The sequence below is a fragment of the Thermomonospora cellulosilytica genome, from assembly GCF_014138835.1.
In the GTDB taxonomy this organism is placed as follows: Bacteria; Actinomycetota; Actinomycetes; order Streptosporangiales; family Streptosporangiaceae; genus Thermomonospora; species Thermomonospora amylolytica.
This window is the reverse complement of record NZ_JACJII010000001.1, coordinates 183,770-200,116: the sequence shown is the minus strand read 5'-3', so window position 1 is coordinate 200,116 and position 16,347 is coordinate 183,770. Positions and strand designations below refer to the sequence as shown.

At 70.2% G+C, this 16,347-nt stretch carries 10 protein-coding genes; 9 read left to right on the top strand and 1 reads right to left on the bottom strand.

Features of this window, described 5'->3' with window-relative positions; all coding sequences use genetic code 11:
* Positions 1 to 10 precede the first annotated feature (10 nt).
* The 4 genes from HNR21_RS00975 (at position 11) to HNR21_RS00960 (ending at position 9,411) form a co-directional block, all read left to right on the top strand.
* On the top strand, positions 11 to 535 hold the full coding sequence (locus HNR21_RS00975) for an Rv1363c family protein (protein WP_182703670.1): 525 nt from the start codon (positions 11 to 13) through the stop codon (positions 533 to 535).
* A complete protein-coding gene (locus tag HNR21_RS00970) occupies positions 532 to 1,596 on the top strand; it encodes an Rv1363c family protein (RefSeq protein WP_182703669.1) in 1,065 nt (354 codons plus the stop codon). Before HNR21_RS00975 ends, HNR21_RS00970 begins: the two co-directional genes overlap by 4 nt.
* 414 nt (positions 1,597 to 2,010) lie before the next feature.
* On the top strand, positions 2,011 to 5,502 hold the full coding sequence (gene rpoB / locus HNR21_RS00965) for a DNA-directed RNA polymerase subunit beta (RefSeq protein ID WP_182703668.1): 3,492 nt from the start codon (positions 2,011 to 2,013) through the stop codon (positions 5,500 to 5,502).
* Positions 5,503 to 5,532: 30 nt separating this feature from the next.
* The gene (locus HNR21_RS00960; protein ID WP_182703667.1) at positions 5,533 to 9,411 is read left to right on the top strand and encodes a DNA-directed RNA polymerase subunit beta'; all 3,879 of its coding nucleotides are present in this window, start codon (positions 5,533 to 5,535) and stop codon (positions 9,409 to 9,411) included.
* 57 nt (positions 9,412 to 9,468) lie between these two features.
* Here HNR21_RS00960 and HNR21_RS00955 read toward each other — a convergent pair whose 3' ends face one another.
* Positions 9,469 to 10,221 (bottom strand): protein phosphatase 2C domain-containing protein, encoded by a 753-nt coding sequence (locus HNR21_RS00955; protein WP_119728424.1) that lies wholly within the window; start codon positions 10,219 to 10,221, stop codon positions 9,469 to 9,471.
* Positions 10,222 to 10,297: 76 nt separating this feature from the next.
* Between HNR21_RS00955 and HNR21_RS00950 the strand changes: the two genes are divergently transcribed.
* The 5 genes from HNR21_RS00950 (at position 10,298) to fusA (ending at position 16,331) form a co-directional block, all read left to right on the top strand.
* Positions 10,298 to 11,152 (top strand): DUF3152 domain-containing protein, encoded by an 855-nt coding sequence (locus HNR21_RS00950; RefSeq protein WP_182703666.1) that lies wholly within the window; start codon positions 10,298 to 10,300, stop codon positions 11,150 to 11,152.
* Positions 11,153 to 11,431: 279 nt separating this feature from the next.
* Positions 11,432 to 12,808, top strand: a complete 1,377-nt coding sequence (locus tag HNR21_RS00945) for a hypothetical protein (RefSeq protein WP_182703665.1) — start codon at positions 11,432 to 11,434, stop codon at positions 12,806 to 12,808.
* Between the two features lie 523 nt (positions 12,809 to 13,331).
* Positions 13,332 to 13,706: a 30S ribosomal protein S12 gene (gene rpsL / locus HNR21_RS00940; protein WP_019632621.1), complete on the top strand. Its 375-nt coding sequence runs from the start codon at positions 13,332 to 13,334 to the stop codon at positions 13,704 to 13,706.
* Positions 13,706 to 14,176 carry a 30S ribosomal protein S7 gene (gene rpsG / locus HNR21_RS00935; protein WP_119728427.1) on the top strand — a complete coding sequence of 157 codons (471 nt, stop codon included), beginning with the start codon at positions 13,706 to 13,708 and terminating at the stop codon, positions 14,174 to 14,176. The genes rpsL and rpsG overlap by 1 nt, the downstream gene beginning before the upstream one ends.
* Positions 14,177 to 14,219: 43 nt before the next feature.
* Positions 14,220 to 16,331, top strand: coding sequence for an elongation factor G (fusA, locus tag HNR21_RS00930; protein ID WP_119728428.1), 2,112 nt, complete (start codon positions 14,220 to 14,222; stop codon positions 16,329 to 16,331).
* Positions 16,332 to 16,347 lie beyond the last annotated feature (16 nt).

Genomic DNA, 16,347 nt, shown 5'->3' with positions numbered 1-16,347 from the left:
AGCCCTCACCGTGAAGTTCGGACGATCACGTGACCGCGATACGGAACTGGTGGTGGTGCGCGTCCCGGTGGTGACCGGGCTGCTGGCCGTGGTCGTCGTCGCGCTGGCCGTCGCGGTGGTGGTGCTGGGATCTTCGGTGTGGCGGGCCGAGGCCCGTGAGGACCAGCGCGCCGCGGCCATGCAGTCGGCCCGGCAGACCGCCGTGAACCTGGCGACCATCGACCACCGCAACCTCCCCAAGAGCCTGGAGCGGGTGGCCAGCGGGCTGACCGGCGAGGCCAAGGACCAGTGGGGGACCATGTCCGCCGACATCTCCAAGGCCGCCCAGCAGGGCAAGAGCACCGCCACGGTGCGCGACATGCGGGCCGGCGTGGTGTCGATGGACGAGGACAGCGCCGAGGTCATCGTGGCGGTCACCTCCGTGGTCACCAGTGCGGAGGTGCCGAACGGGCAGCAGCGGTACTTCCGCTGGCGGTTCGACCTGACCCGTACCGACGGGCGCTGGCTCGTCTCCAACATGAGGCTGGTGGCATGACGGTGCTCGGGCGCGGCAAGCGCGCCGGCAAGGACGACAAGGCCGACAAGGCGCGCAAGGCCGAGGAGGCCGCCCGGCGGGCCGAGGAGCTCGCGGAGCAGGCCCGCAAGGCCGCCGAGGAGGCCAGGGCCGCCCTGGAGGAGGCCGAGGCCGAGAAGCGGGAGCGGGCCGCCGAGAAGGCCGGCAAGGGCGCGGGCAAGAGCGGCGGAAGCGGCAGGTCCGCCGCGGTACGGCCCAAGTACGCCCTGACCGAGGAGACCGACCAGGCCGGCGAGGACGTCGGGACCGGTACGGCGGAGACCGAGACCGGCGACGAGGATGCCGTGGCGGCGAGCCCCGCGACCGCTGACGACGCCGATGACGTGGACGCCGCGGCGGTGGAGGCCGACGACGACACGACGGCGACCGAGACGGACAACGCGGACGAGACGGACGACGCGGACGAGGTGGAGGACGACGGGCCGCGGGACGTCGAGGACGATCTCGTTCGGGACGAGGCCGAGGAGACCGGGACGGCCGACGAGGACGACGGGGACGCCCCGGAGGCCGCCGCCGGCCGGACGCGCCGCAAGGTCGTGTTCCGTTCCGGGCTGGGCACCTCCGGTGTGGTGCTGCTGACGCTCGCCGTGCTGCTGGGGGCCGCGGCCGGGTGGCTGTGGGTGCAGGACAACCGGCTGGCGAACGCCGAGGAGGCCCGCAAGCAGGTGATGTTCGCCGCCGCGCAGGCCGCCCAGGACCTGTCGTCGTACGACTACCGGACGGTGGACTCGGACCTGCGTCGGGCCGCCGCGCACACCACCGGCAAGTTCAAGGACGAGTTCGCCAGGACCACCCCGCAGGTCAAGGCGAACGCGGCCAGGCAGCAGGTGGTGACCGAGGGCATCGCGCTCAAGACCGGTGTGGAGCGGGTCGACGGCGACGAGGCGGTGGCGATCGTGTTCCTCAACCAGGAGACCGCCAAGGCCGCGACCGCGCAGCGGCTGCCGAGCCAGTTCCGCCTGCGGCTGACCATGAGGAAGGTGGACGGCCGGTGGCTGGTGGAGAAGCTGGAGGTCCTCTAGCCGCCCGTCGCGCCCGTGCCGGGTCTGCCCGGCAGGTGACCGTCCTGTGACCCGTTCCGGACCTGTCCGGAACGGGTCACGGCGCGTTCGGGGGCGGTGACCGGGTACGGAGTCCCTAAACTATGGCTTTCCTCACGGCTGGTCAGCGCGGGAAATGCCGCTGGCCGGTCTTGACTCCGGGGCCCGGACAGGCGATGCTGCGAGGCAACTGTGATGCATACTGCGGCGCCAGAGTTGCCAGCGGTGTGGCAGTCGGCTACACTGCTCCTTTGCGCTGCCCTCTGACTATCCTCGTGCAAGAATTCAACCTGTAGCGGACCGTGTGCGCACGGTATCCGTGATAACGATCTTGTTCGGCGATGGTCTCGGCCTGCGCGTCACCAGTACCGCCGCGAGCCCTCGGAAGGACCACTCTTGGCAGCCTCGCGCAACGCCTCGAACACCGCAACCGGTCCGAACCGCGTTTCCTTCGCGCGTATCAAGGAGCCACTCGAAGTCCCGGACCTCCTCGCTCTGCAGACCAACTCCTTCGACTGGCTGCTCGGCAACGAGAGGTGGAAGTCCCGCGTCGAGGCGGCCCAGAAGGCCGGCCGCAAGGACGTCCCGACCCAGTCGGGGCTCGAGGAGATCTTCGAGGAGATCAGTCCGATCGAGGACTTCTCCGGGACCATGTCGCTGTCGTTCCGGGACCACCGGTTCGAGCCGCCCAAGTACTCCGTGGAGGAGTGCAAGGACAAGGACATGACCTACTCCGCCCCGATGTTCGTCACGGCGGAGTTCATCAACAACTCGACGGGTGAGATCAAGAGCCAGACGGTGTTCATGGGCGACTTCCCGCTCATGACCCCCAAGGGCACCTTCATCATCAACGGCACCGAGCGGGTGGTGGTGTCGCAGCTGGTGCGCTCGCCCGGCGTCTACTTCGACCGATCCCTGGACAAGGCCAGCGACAAGGACATCTACGGCTGCAAGGTCATCCCCAGCCGTGGCGCCTGGCTGGAGTTCGAGATCGACAAGCGCGACAACGTCGGCGTGCGGATCGACCGCAAGCGCAAGCAGCCGGTGACCGTGCTGCTCAAGGCGCTCGGCTGGGACGAGGCCCGGATCCGCGAGCACTTCGGCGCGTACGAGTCGATGAACGTCACCCTGGAGAAGGACCACACGTCCGGCCAGGAGGACGCGCTGCTGGACATCTACCGCAAGCTGCGGCCGGGCGAGCCGCCGACCAAGGAGTCGGCGCAGACCCTGCTGGAGAACCTGTACTTCAACCCCAAGCGGTACGACCTGGCCAAGGTCGGCCGGTACAAGGTCAACAAGAAGCTCGGCCTGGACCTGGACATGAACCAGGGCACCCTGACCGAGGACGACATCGTCGCCACCATCGAGTACCTCGTCCGGCTGCACGCCGGCGAGGAGGAGGGCGTGCTCACCGCCGCCGGCGAGAACGGCGTCGCGGTGCCGATCGAGGTCGACGACATCGACCACTTCGGCAACCGGCGGCTGCGCACCGTCGGCGAGCTCATCCAGAACCAGGTCCGGCTCGGCCTGGCCCGGATGGAGCGCGTCGTGCGCGAGCGGATGACCACCCAGGACGTCGAGGCGATCACGCCGCAGACCCTGATCAACATCCGCCCGGTGGTGGCCTCCATCCGCGAGTTCTTCGGCACCAGCCAGCTCTCGCAGTTCATGGACCAGACCAACCCGCTGGCCGGGCTGACCCACAAGCGGCGGCTGTCGGCGCTGGGCCCGGGCGGTCTGTCCCGTGAGCGGGCCGGCTTCGAGGTCCGTGACGTGCACCCGTCCCACTACGGCCGGATGTGCCCGATCGAGACCCCGGAAGGCCCGAACATCGGCCTGATCGGCTCGCTGTCGGCCTACGGGCGGGTCAACCCGTTCGGCTTCGTGGAGACCCCGTACCGCAAGGTCGTCGACGGCCGGGTCACCGACGAGATCCACTACCTGACCGCCGACGAGGAGGACCGCTTCGTCAAGGCGCAGGCCAACTCGCCGCTGAACCCGGACGGCACGTTCGCCGAGGACCGCGTGCTGGTGCGCACCAAGGGCGGTGAGATCGAGTACCTGCCGCCGAACGAGGTCGACTACATGGACGTCTCGCCGCGTCAGATGACCTCGGTCGCCACCGCGATGATCCCGTTCCTGGAGCACGACGACGCCAACCGCGCGCTGATGGGCTCCAACATGCAGCGGCAGGCGGTGCCGCTGCTGCGCAGCGAGGCGCCGCTGGTCGGCACCGGCATGGAGTACCGGGCCGCCACCGACGCCGGCGACGTGATCCTCGCGGAGAAGGCCGGCGTGGTGGAGGAGGTCTCCGCCGACTACATCACCGTGATGAACGACGACGGCACCCGCACCACCTACCGGGTCGCCAAGTTCAAGCGGTCCAACCAGGGCACCTGCTTCAACCAGAAGCCCATCGTGGACGAGGGCCAGCGGGTCGAGGCCGGCCAGGTCATCGCCGACGGCCCGTGCACCGACCAGGGCGAGATGGCGCTCGGCAAGAACCTGCTGGTGGCGTTCATGCCCTGGGAGGGCCACAACTACGAGGACGCCATCATCCTGTCCCAGCGCCTGGTGCAGGACGACGTGCTGAGCTCGATCCACATCGAGGAGCACGAGGTCGACGCCCGCGACACCAAGCTGGGCCCCGAGGAGATCACCCGGGACATCCCGAACGTCTCCGAGGAGGTGCTGGCCGACCTCGACGAGCGCGGCATCATCCGGATCGGCGCCGACGTCGTCCCCGGCGACATCCTGGTCGGCAAGGTCACCCCCAAGGGCGAGACCGAGCTGACCCCCGAGGAGCGGCTGCTGCGCGCGATCTTCGGTGAGAAGGCCCGCGAGGTCCGCGACACCTCGCTGAAGGTGCCGCACGGCGAGCAGGGCAAGGTCATCGGCGTCCGGGTGTTCTCCCGCGAGGAGGGCGACGAGCTGCCGCCGGGCGTCAACGAGCTGGTCCGCGTCTACGTGGCGCAGAAGCGCAAGATCACCGACGGGGACAAGCTGGCCGGCCGGCACGGCAACAAGGGCGTCATCGCCAAGGTGCTGCCGATCGAGGACATGCCGTTCCTGGAGGACGGCACCCCGGTCGACATCATCCTCAACCCGCTGGGCGTGCCCGGCCGGATGAACGTCGGCCAGGTCCTGGAGACCCACCTGGGCTGGGTGGCCAGCCGGGGCTGGAGGCTCGAGGGCGACGACGCCGAGTGGAAGCGCGCCCTGCAGGCCATCGGCGCCGACGCGGCCGGGCCGTGGACCAAGACCGCCACCCCGGTCTTCGACGGCGCCCGCGAGGAGGAGATCACCGGGCTGATCGAGAGCACGCTCCCCGACGAGGAGGGGCGGCGCCTGGTCGGTCCCGGCGGCAAGGCCAAGCTCTTCGACGGCCGGACCGGCGAGCCCTTCAAGGACCCGATCTCGGTCGGCTACATCTACATCCTGAAGCTGCTCCACCTGGTCGACGACAAGATCCACGCTCGGTCGACCGGCCCCTACTCCATGATCACGCAGCAGCCGCTGGGCGGTAAGGCCCAGTTCGGCGGCCAGCGGTTCGGGGAGATGGAGGTCTGGGCGCTGGAGGCCTACGGCGCCGCCTACGCCCTGCAGGAGCTGCTGACCATCAAGTCCGACGACGTGCTCGGCCGCGTGAAGGTCTACGAGGCCATCGTCAAGGGCGAGAACATCCCGGAGCCGGGCATCCCGGAGTCCTTCAAGGTGCTGATCAAGGAGATGCAGTCGCTGTGCCTCAACGTCGAGGTGCTCTCCAGCGACGGCATGTCCATCGAGATGCGCGACAGCGACGAGGACGTCTTCCGCGCCGCGGAGGAGCTCGGCATCGATCTCGCACGGCGCCCCAACGAGGGTGCGATGAGCGTCGACGAGGTCTGAGGCACTAGGGGCATAAGGGGATATACGACAGTGCTCGACGTCAACTTCTTCGACGAGCTGCGGATCGGCCTGGCGACCGCCGACGACATCCGTCAGTGGTCGCACGGCGAGGTCAAGAAGCCCGAGACCATCAACTACCGGACGCTCAAGCCGGAAAAGGACGGCCTGTTCTGCGAGAAGATCTTCGGTCCCACCCGGGACTGGGAGTGCTACTGCGGTAAGTACAAGCGGGTGCGCTTCAAGGGGATCATCTGCGAGCGCTGCGGCGTGGAGGTCACCCGCGCCAAGGTGCGGCGCGAGCGGATGGGCCACATCGAGCTGGCCGCCCCGGTCACCCACATCTGGTACTTCAAGGGCGTTCCCTCGCGGCTGGGCTACCTGCTGGACCTGGCGCCCAAGGACCTCGAGAAGATCATCTACTTCGCGGCGTACATGATCACCTCGGTGGACACCGAGAAGCGCGAGCGCGACCTGCCCACCCTCGAGGCGCACATCTCGGTGGAACGCCAGCAGATCGAGCAGCGCCGGGACGCCGACATCGAGGCCCGCCAGCAGAAGCTGGAGGCCGACCTGGCCGAGCTGGAGGAGGCCGGCGCCAAGGCCGACGCCAAGCGCAAGCTGCGCGACTCGGCCGAGCGGGAGATGAAGCAGCTGCGCGACCGCGCGCAGCGCGAGCTGGACCGCCTCGAGGAGGTCTGGACCCGCTTCAAGAACCTCAAGGTCCAGGACCTCGAGGGCGACGAGATGCTGTACCGCGAGATGCGCGAGCGGTTCGGCAAGTACTTCGAGGGCGGCATGGGCGCCCGCGCCATCCAGGCGCGGCTGGAGAACTTCGACCTCGAGGCCGAGGCCGAGAAGCTCCGCGAGATCATCCGCACCGGCAAGGGCCAGAAGAAGGCCCGCGCCCTCAAGCGGCTCAAGGTCGTCTCGGCGTTCCTGAACACCCGCAACAGCCCGCTGGGCATGGTGCTGGACTGCATCCCGGTCATCCCGCCGGACCTGCGCCCGATGGTGCAGCTGGACGGCGGCCGGTTCGCCACGTCCGACCTGAACGACCTGTACCGGCGCGTGATCAACCGGAACAACCGGCTCAAGCGGCTGCTCGACCTGGGCGCTCCGGAGATCATCGTCAACAACGAGAAGCGGATGCTGCAGGAGGCCGTCGACGCGCTGTTCGACAACGGCCGCCGCGGCCGCCCGGTCACCGGGCCGGGCAACCGTCCGCTCAAGTCGCTGAGCGACATGCTCAAGGGCAAGCAGGGCCGGTTCCGGCAGAACCTGCTGGGCAAGCGCGTCGACTACTCCGGCCGTTCGGTCATCGTGGTCGGCCCGCAGCTCAAGCTGCACCAGTGCGGCCTGCCCAAGCAGATGGCGCTGGAGCTGTTCAAGCCGTTCGTGATGAAGCGGCTGGTGGACCTCAACCACGCGCAGAACATCAAGTCCGCCAAGCGGATGGTCGAGCGCGCCCGCCCGGTGGTGTGGGACGTGCTGGAGGAGGTCATCACCGAGCACCCGGTGCTGCTGAACCGGGCGCCGACCCTGCACCGCCTGGGCATCCAGGCGTTCGAGCCGCAGCTGGTCGAGGGCAAGGCCATCCAGATCCACCCGCTGGTCTGCACCGCGTTCAACGCCGACTTCGACGGCGACCAGATGGCGGTGCACCTGCCGCTGTCGGCCGAGGCGCAGGCCGAGGCGCGGATCCTGATGCTGTCCACCAACAACATCCTCAAGCCCTCGGACGGCAAGCCCGTCACCATGCCCACCCAGGACATGGTCATCGGCCTGTACTGGCTGACGACCGACAAGGAGGGCGCCAAGGGCGAGGGCCGGGTGTTCGCGTCGGTGGCCGAGGCCGTCATGGCCTACGACCGCGGCGAGCTGGACCTGCAGGCCAAGATCCAGGTCCGGTTCAAGGACACCCCGCCGCCGCGCGGCTGGCAGGCCCCCGAGGGCTACGAGCCGGGCCAGCCGTACCGGCTGGAGACCACGCTGGGCCGCTGCCTGTTCAACGAGACGCTGCCGGACGACTTCCCCTTCGTGAACTACGAGGTGGGCAAGAAGCAGCTGTCGGCGATCGTGAACGAGCTGGCCGAGAACTACCCCAAGGTGGTCGTGGCCAAGGCGCTGGACGAGCTGAAGGACCGCGGGTTCCACTGGGCCACCCGGTCCGGCGTGACCATCGCGATCGAGGACGTGGTGGCCCCGCCGAACAAGGCGGAGATCCTGGCCAAGTACGAGCGCCGCGCCGACAAGGTGCAGCGCGAGTTCAACCGCGGCCTGATCACCGACGACGAGCGCCGGCAGGAGCTCATCGAGATCTGGACGCACGCCACCGCCGAGGTCATGGAGGACATGACCAACGCGTTCCCGAAGACCAACCCGGTGTGGATGATGGTCAACTCGGGCGCCCGCGGTAACCCGCTGCAGGTCCGGCAGATCGCCGGCATGCGCGGCCTGGTCTCCAACCCCAAGGGCGAGACCATCCCGCGGCCGATCACGTCCTCGTTCCGCGAGGGCCTGTCGGTGGTCGAGTACTTCATCTCCACCCACGGCGCGCGCAAGGGTCTGGCCGACACCGCGCTGCGCACCGCCGACTCCGGTTACCTGACCCGGCGTCTGGTGGACGTGGCGCAGGACGTGATCGTCCGGGAGACCGACTGCGGCACCGACCGGACCATCGCGTTCCGGGTGGCCGAGCGGACCGCGGACGGCTCGCTGGCCAAGCCGGCCAACGCGGAGACCAGCCTGGTCGGGCGGACCATCGCCGAGGACGTCGAGGTGGACGGGACGGTCGTCGTCCCGGCCGGCACCGACCTGTCCGACGCGGTGATCGACCGGCTGATCGCGGCGGGCGTGGAGGAGGTGCGCACCCGCAGCTCGCTGGTCTGCGAGTCCAAGATCGGCGTGTGCGCCGCCTGCTACGGCCGCTCGCTGGCCACCGGCAAGCGGGTGGACGTCGGCGAGGCGGTCGGCATCATCGCCGCCCAGTCCATCGGTGAGCCCGGCACCCAGCTGACCATGCGGACCTTCCACACCGGCGGTGTCGCCGGGGCGGACATCACGCACGGTCTGCCGCGTGTCACCGAGCTGTTCGAGGCCCGCATCCCCAAGGGCGTGGCGCCGATCAGCGAGGTGGCCGGCCGGGTCAAGATCGAGGAGACCGAGAAGACCCGGAAGATCATCATCGTTCCGGACGACGGCTCCGACGAGGTCGCCTACCCGGTGCCGATGCGCGCCCGGCTGATGGACGGGGTCCGCGAGGGCGCCCACGTCGAGGTCGGCCAGCAGCTCATCGCGGGCGCCCAGAACCCGCACGAGGTGCTGCGCATCCTCGGCCCCCGGGCGGTGCAGCTGCACCTGGTCCAGGAGGTCCAGGAGGTGTACCGGTCGCAGGGCGTGTCGATCCACGACAAGCACATCGAGATCATCGTCCGCCAGATGCTCAAGCGGGTGAACATCCTCGAGTCGGGCGACACCGACCTGCTGCCGGGCGACCTGGTGGAGCGGCCGGTCTTCGAGGAGACCAACCGCGCCGTGGTGGCCGAGGGCGGCACCCCCGCCGCCGGCCGTCCGGTCCTGATGGGGATCACCAAGGCCTCGCTGGCCACCGAGTCGTGGCTGTCGGCGGCCTCCTTCCAGGAGACCACCCGGGTGCTCACCGAGGCGGCCATGCACGCCAAGAGCGACCCGCTGCTGGGCCTGAAGGAGAACGTCATCATCGGCAAGCTCATCCCGGCCGGTACCGGCATGCCGCAGTACCGCAACGTCCGGGTCGAGCCCACCGAGGAGGCCAAGGCCGCGGTGTACTCCGTCGGGTCCTACGACGACGGCGCCGAGTACGCCTTCGGCCAGGGCTCCGGCGAGGCCGTGCCCCTGGAGGAGTACGACTTCGGCCAGTACAACCGCTGACCGGGCGCTGACCGCGCAGAGCCCCTTCCGGACCTCCGGGAGGGGCTCTGCCCGTCTCTACGGGCGGATGAGGACGGCGGTGGCGTCGTCGTGGGGTTTGCCTCGGTGGCGGGCGCGTTCGGTCTCGGTCTCGGCGTGCTCGGCCGCGCGGGTGCGCCGGATGAGCTCGGCGGGGCCCTCGCGGTCGAGGAGGTCCAGGAGGGCGGGCCAGTCGAGCCGGCCGAAGCGTTCGACGAGACGGGTGGCGCCGTCGGAGAAGAGGGCGGCGCGCCGGACGTCCTCCAGCGGGGCCGAGCCCGTCAGGGCCTCGTAGGCGGCCTCGGGACGGGTGCTCGCCACCCAGAAGCCGCCGGGGGAGTTGCGCAGCGCCCGCACCGCCTCCGGGGTGTAGGAGGGGAGCCTGGCCGTCCTGTCGTCGTGGACCACCTCGAGGCGGTCGCCCAGGTCCACCAGGACGGGGGAGTCGGCCAGCACCAGCCAGTCCAGGCGGCCGTCCAGGGCGCGGACGACCGCGGCGGTTGCCGAGGGGCTGTCGGGGTTGGCCAGGTCGCAGCCGCCGTGGGCGGCGCAGGTCTCGGCGATGGACTCGGCCAGCACGTCGGCCAGCGCCGCGCGCGTCCGGCCGGCCAGCCGCCGGGCCAGCGCACCGGCCAGCCGGCCCGCCAGCCAGCGCGGGCCGTGCCCGCAGCCGGAGTCGACGCCGGGGCGCGCGGTGGCCCCGTCCAGCAGCACCGCCCAGCCGTCGCCGGTCACGACGCAGTCCTCGTTGGGAAGGCCGGGTGTGGCCACGGAGGCATAGCTGACGTGCACGGTTCTCCCAAGAACAGAGTGATCATCGTTCGAGACGCCGGGGCGGACGCCCGTCGTTTGGCATCCTGTCGGGCTTATGCGAACCCGTACGCCGCGCAACGCCCCACCGTACGAGCCGGATCACGGTCCGTGGCCGGAGGCCGAGGAGAACTGGCTCGACGAGGCCTTCGCAGGCGCCGAGCGCCGTAGACGCCGGGCCAGGATCGCCCTGGCGGTCCTGGCCGTCCTCGTCGGCGCCGCGACGGTCGCCGCCGGGATCCGGTTCTACCGCCCGGACTCGCCGCTCGGACAGGGCGGCGCCGCGCTGGCCGAGCAGTCCCCGTCGCGTCCCGCCGCCACGCCGACGGTGACTCCCACGCCCACCGTGCCCAGCCGGGGAACGGGCAAGTTCACCCGGGTCCCCGGCACCGGCCGCAAGGCCGGGCGGGGACGGCTGATGCGGTACGTCGTGGAGGTCGAGGGGGGCATCGGCCACCCGGCCACCGAGTTCGCCCGCACCGTCGAGGCGATCCTGGCGCACCCCAGGGGCTGGACCGCCGGCGGCAAGTGGGCGTTCCAGCGGGTGAGCGGCCGCGGCTACGACTTCGTGGTGCGGCTGGCCACGCCGGAGACCGTCGACCGCCTGTGCGCCAAGTACGGGCTGGAGACCGAGAGCGAGGTCAACTGCGCCGGCGGCAAGGAGGTGATCGTCAACCTCAAGCGCTGGGAACTGCTGACCCCGAGCTACCAGGGCAGGCCCGAGGAGTACCGGGCGCTGACGATCAACCACGAGGTCGGCCACCGGCTCGGCTACGGGCACGCCACCTGCCCGCGCAAGGGCGGGCCCGCGCCGGTGATGCAGCAGCAGGTGTACGGCATGAAGGGCTGCGTCATCAACGGCTGGCCGTACGATGAGCGCGGCCGCTACATCACCGGCCCGGCGGTCCCGTGAACCGGCGCCGCCCCGTTCCGGCGTTTTCCGGAACATCGGGGCGCGCTTCACCCGAACCGCGGAGGGGTACAGAACGTCCCACGGGTTGCCCATCGAAGCGTGGTGATTTGCGGTGGGACCTGCCATCCGGGCAGGCTGGACAACTGAACGTCCCTGGCGAGGGTGCCACGGGGCGAGGACGAAGGCTTGGAGGCCGCGTTATGCGCCGTGCGCCTCGAAGTGAAGCATGACGGCCTGGGCGAGCATCCGCCCGGGGAACGGCGCTGAAGGAGCCCGACGATGACCGAGCAGAGCGGCACGCAGGGACCGCAGTGGCCGAGGCCTGACGACCAGAACCCGCCCACCGGCGGGGAGGGCGAGGCCAACCAGGCGGCGGATGCGGGGTCCGGCCCGTCCGAGCAGCCGGTGCGGCCGATCGGCGACCGCACCGTGGTGTTCGGCGCGCCGGCGCGTCGCAGGAACACCGAGAACCAGCCCGAGACCGGCGGTGAGCCGGGCGCGGGGCAGGAGCGGCCCACCCCGCCGCCCGCGCCGCCCACCATGGTCGAGCAGCCGATCGCCGGCCTGGGCGCCGAGCAGCCCCAGCAGCCGTCCTACGGCCAGCCGCCGCAGCAGCCCTACGGTCAGCAGGCCCCGTACGGTCAGCCGCAGCCGCCGCAGCAGCCGTACGGCCAGCCCCAGCAGCCCTATGGCCAGCAGGCCCCCTACGGCCAGCAGCCCTATGGGCAGCCGCCGCAGCCCCAGCAGCCGTACGGGACGCCCGCGGACCCGTACCGGCCGCCGTCCTTCGACCAGCCCGAGCAGCAGCCCCCGGCGCCCGGCGGCGGGGAGCGCACCGTGATCGTCCCGGGGCCCGAGCAGCAGCAGGCGCAGCCCGGGACGCCTCCGGTCGACGACAACGCGACGGTGGCCTGGTCGCCGGGGACCGACGTGCCGGTCGCCGGTTCCGGCCGGGACGCCCAGCAGGGCTGGCAGCCGCCGCAGGGCGGGCAGCCGCCCCAGCCGGGCGGCGGGGAGCGCACCGTGATGGTGCCGCCGCCCGACTCCGGCCAGTACTCCGGGCCGGCCCCCGAGGAGCCGCAGCAGGCGCAGTACGAGCCCCCGGTGGCGCAGGGTTACGGCCCGCCGCAGGGCTCCGACAGCGACACGGCGTCCACCCAGACGTTCGCCACGGGCCAGGGCGGCGCGCAGTCGCCGGGCTACCCCGACCAGCCGCAGTGGCAGCAGGGCACCGAGCAGCCGGGCCAGCAGGCCCCCTACGGCCAGCAGCCCTACGGCCAGCCGCAGGGCCAGGCGGCGTACGGCGCGCCGGGCGGCCAGCAGGGCTACCCGCAGCAGCCGTACGGCCAGCAGTCCGAGGGCCAGCAGCCCTACGGCCAGCCGCAGGGCGCGCAGGGTCAGCAGCCGGCCTACGGCGCCCAGCCGGGCCAGCAGTACGGCCAGCAGCCCTACGGCCAGCCCGGCCAGCATGGCCAGCAGCCCCAGCAGCCGTACGGTCAGCCGCAGGGCGCGCAGGGTCAGTACGGCGCCCAGCAGTACGGCGGCGCGCAGGCCGACCACGGCGGCAAGGGCGGCAGGAAGGGGATGCTCATCGGGATCGGCGCGATCGCCCTGGTGGTGATCCTCGTCGTGCTGGTGGTCGTCTTCGTGCTCTGACGATCCCGCCGGCCGGGTGACCGGCCGGTGACCTCTTCCCCTCCGGGAGACGACTGGGACACAATGCCGACGGGAACCTCCCGTCGGCATTCGTCCGTTCCAGAGGCGGGACCGCCCGGTCCGCCCGTCCGGAACTTCCGGATCCGGTACTTGCGCCGGACCCCCCGGACGCGGTAATGGCGTGCCCACTTTGACCAACGCCGCAAGGCTGGGTAGTCTCTTGCCTCGTGCCCGTGGTTCGCGGGTCACATGTGCGTGCGCGCCGGCAAGGCCCTCTGGGTGCCAGTCCTAGCGCCGCAATCCACTCCCCGGCTTGGTCGGCCCCTCACGGGCCGTGGCGGTCGCGTTACGCCCTGCAGAGGGCGACACGCCCGACCGCGTGGGTCGGAGAGGCCGGGAAACCGGCAGGTCACAGCCTCGCCAGGGGCGGTGATTGACGGTCCAAGCCGGGGTCGCCCGACCCGGGCGGAAGGCCACGCAGTTCCAAGACTTACCGGCTCGGTACGAGGAAGACGGAGACGCGGTGCCCACGATCCAGCAGCTTGTCCGTAAGGGCCGCCAGGACAAGGTGACCAAGAACAAGACGCCTGCGCTCAAGGGCAGCCCCCAGCGCCGGGGTGTTTGCACGCGCGTCTACACCACGACGCCCAAGAAGCCCAACTCCGCGCTTCGCAAGGTCGCCCGTGTCCGGCTGACCAGTGGGATCGAGGTCACCGCCTACATCCCCGGGGTCGGGCACAACCTGCAGGAGCACTCGATCGTGCTGGTGCGCGGCGGTCGTGTGAAGGACCTGCCGGGCGTCCGCTACAAGATCATCCGCGGTTCGCTCGACACCCAGGGCGTGCGGAACCGCAAGCAGGCGCGCAGCCGCTACGGCGCAAAGAAGGAGAAGAGCTAATGCCGCGCAAGGGCCCCGCTGGCAAGCGCCAGCTCGTCGCCGACCCGGTGTACAACTCGCCGCTGGTCACCGCGCTGATCAACAAGGTGCTCCTGGACGGCAAGCGCTCCATCGCGCAGCGCATCGTGTACGACGCCCTCGAGGGCGCCCGGGAGAAGACCGGCAACGACCCGGTCGTCACCCTCAAGCGCGCGCTGGACAACGTCAAGCCGACCATCGAGGTCAAGAGCCGGCGAGTCGGCGGTGCCACCTACCAGGTCCCGGTGGAGGTGCGGCCGGCCCGCAGCACCACCCTGGCGCTGCGCTGGCTGGTCACCTACGCCCGGGCGCGTCGCGAGAAGACCATGACCGAGCGGCTGATGAACGAGCTCATCGACGCCAGCAACGGTCTGGGCGCTTCGGTCAAGAAGCGCGAGGACACGCACAAGATGGCGGAGTCCAACAAGGCCTTCGCCCACTACCGCTGGTGATCCCGGCGGACCCACAGACGACGAACGACGCGAGGACGCGACAGTGGCTACCAAGACCGGTGTAGACCTGGCCAAGGTCCGCAACATCGGGATCATGGCCCATATCGACGCGGGCAAGACCACGACGACCGAGCGCATCCTGTACTACACCGGGATGAGCTACAAGATCGGCGAGGTCCACGACGGCGCCGCCACCACCGACTTCATGGAGCAGGAGCAGGAGCGGGGGATCACCATCACCTCCGCCGCGGTGACCTGCCGGTGGCCGGTGGACAGCGTCGAGCACACCATCAACATCATCGACACCCCCGGCCACGTGGACTTCACCGTCGAGGTGGAGCGTTCGCTGCGGGTGCTCGACGGTGCGGTGGCGGTGTTCGACGGCGTCGCCGGTGTGGAGCCGCAGTCGGAGACCGTGTGGCGTCAGGCCGACCGGTACGGCGTGCCGCGGATCTGCTTCGTCAACAAGCTGGACCGGGTCGGCGCGGAGTTCCACCGCTGCGTGGACATGATCAGGGACCGGCTGAACGCCGTGCCGCTGGTGATGCAGCTGCCGATCGGCGCCGAGGCGGACTTCAAGGGCGTCATCGACCTGGTCAAGATGAAGGCCCTGATCTGGACGCCCGAGGCCAAGCTGGGCGAGATGTACGACGAGGTCGACATCCCCGCCAGCCACGCCGAGGCCGCCCAGGAGTGGCACGACAAGCTGGTCGAGACGGTCGCCGAGGCCGACGACGAGATCATGGAGCTGTACCTGGAGGGCAACGAGCCCACCGCGGAGCAGCTGATCCCGGCGATCCGGCGCGCGACCATCGCCAGCAAGCTGACCCCCGTGCTGTGCGGCACCGCGTTCAAGAACAAGGGCGTGCAGCCGCTGCTGGACGCGATCGTCCGCTACCTGCCGTCGCCGCTGGACATCGAGGCCATCGAGGGCCACGACATGCGCGACGAGGAGAAGGTGATCGCCCGCAAGCCCAGCGAGGACGAGCCGTTCTCGGCGCTGGCGTTCAAGATCATGAGCGACCCGCACCTGGGCAAGCTCACCTTCGTGCGCGTCTACTCCGGCGTGCTGGAGGCCGGCACCTCCGTGCTCAACTCGGTCAAGGACCGCAAGGAGCGGGTCGGCAAGATCTACCGGATGCACGCCAACAAGCGTGAGGAGATCGACCGCGTCGGCGCCGGCGACATCGTCGCGGTGATGGGCCTCAAGCAGACCACCACCGGCGAGACGCTCTGCGACGAGAAGGACCCGGTGGTCCTGGAGTCGATGACCTTCCCCGCCCCGGTCATCCACGTGGCGATCGAGCCCAAGACCAAGGCCGACCAGCAGAAGCTGGGCACCGCGATCCAGCGGCTGGCCGAGGAGGACCCCTCCTTCCAGGTCCGCACCGACGAGGAGACCGGCCAGACGGTCATCTCCGGGATGGGTGAGCTGCACCTGGAGATCCTGGTCGACCGGATGAAGCGGGAGTTCAAGGTCGACGCCAACGTGGGCCGCCCGCAGGTGGCCTACCGCGAGACGATCACCAAGAAGGTCGAGAAGGTCGAGTACACCCACAAGAAGCAGACGGGTGGCTCCGGCCAGTTCGGCCGCGTGATCATCGACCTGGAGCCGCTGGGCGACGGCAACGACGGCTACGAGTTCGAGAACAAGGTCACCGGTGGCCGCATCCCCCGGGAGTACATCCCGTCGGTGGACGCGGGCTGCCAGGAGGCCGCCGAGTTCGGCGTGCTGGCCGGATACCCGATGGTGGGCGTCAAGGTCACCCTGCAGGACGGCGCCTACCACGAGGTGGACTCCTCGGAAATGGCCTTCAAGGTCGCCGGGTCCATGGCGTTCAAGGAGGCGGCCCGCCGGGCGGCCCCCACGCTGCTGGAGCCGATGATGGCGGTGGAGGTCACCACCCCCGAGGACAACATGGGTGACGTGATCGGCGACCTCAACAGCCGGCGCGGTCAGGTCCAGTCCATGGACGAGCGCGCGGGCATGCGGGTCGTCAAGGCCCTCGTCCCCCTCTCCGAGATGTTCGGCTACGTGGGTGATCTGCGCAGCAAGACCCAGGGCCGGGCTGTTTTCACCATGCAGTTCGACTCCTACGCGGAGGTGCCGAGCAACGTCGCGCAGGAGATCATCGCCAAGGCGCGGGGCGAGTAGCCCCCGGGCCTAGAGC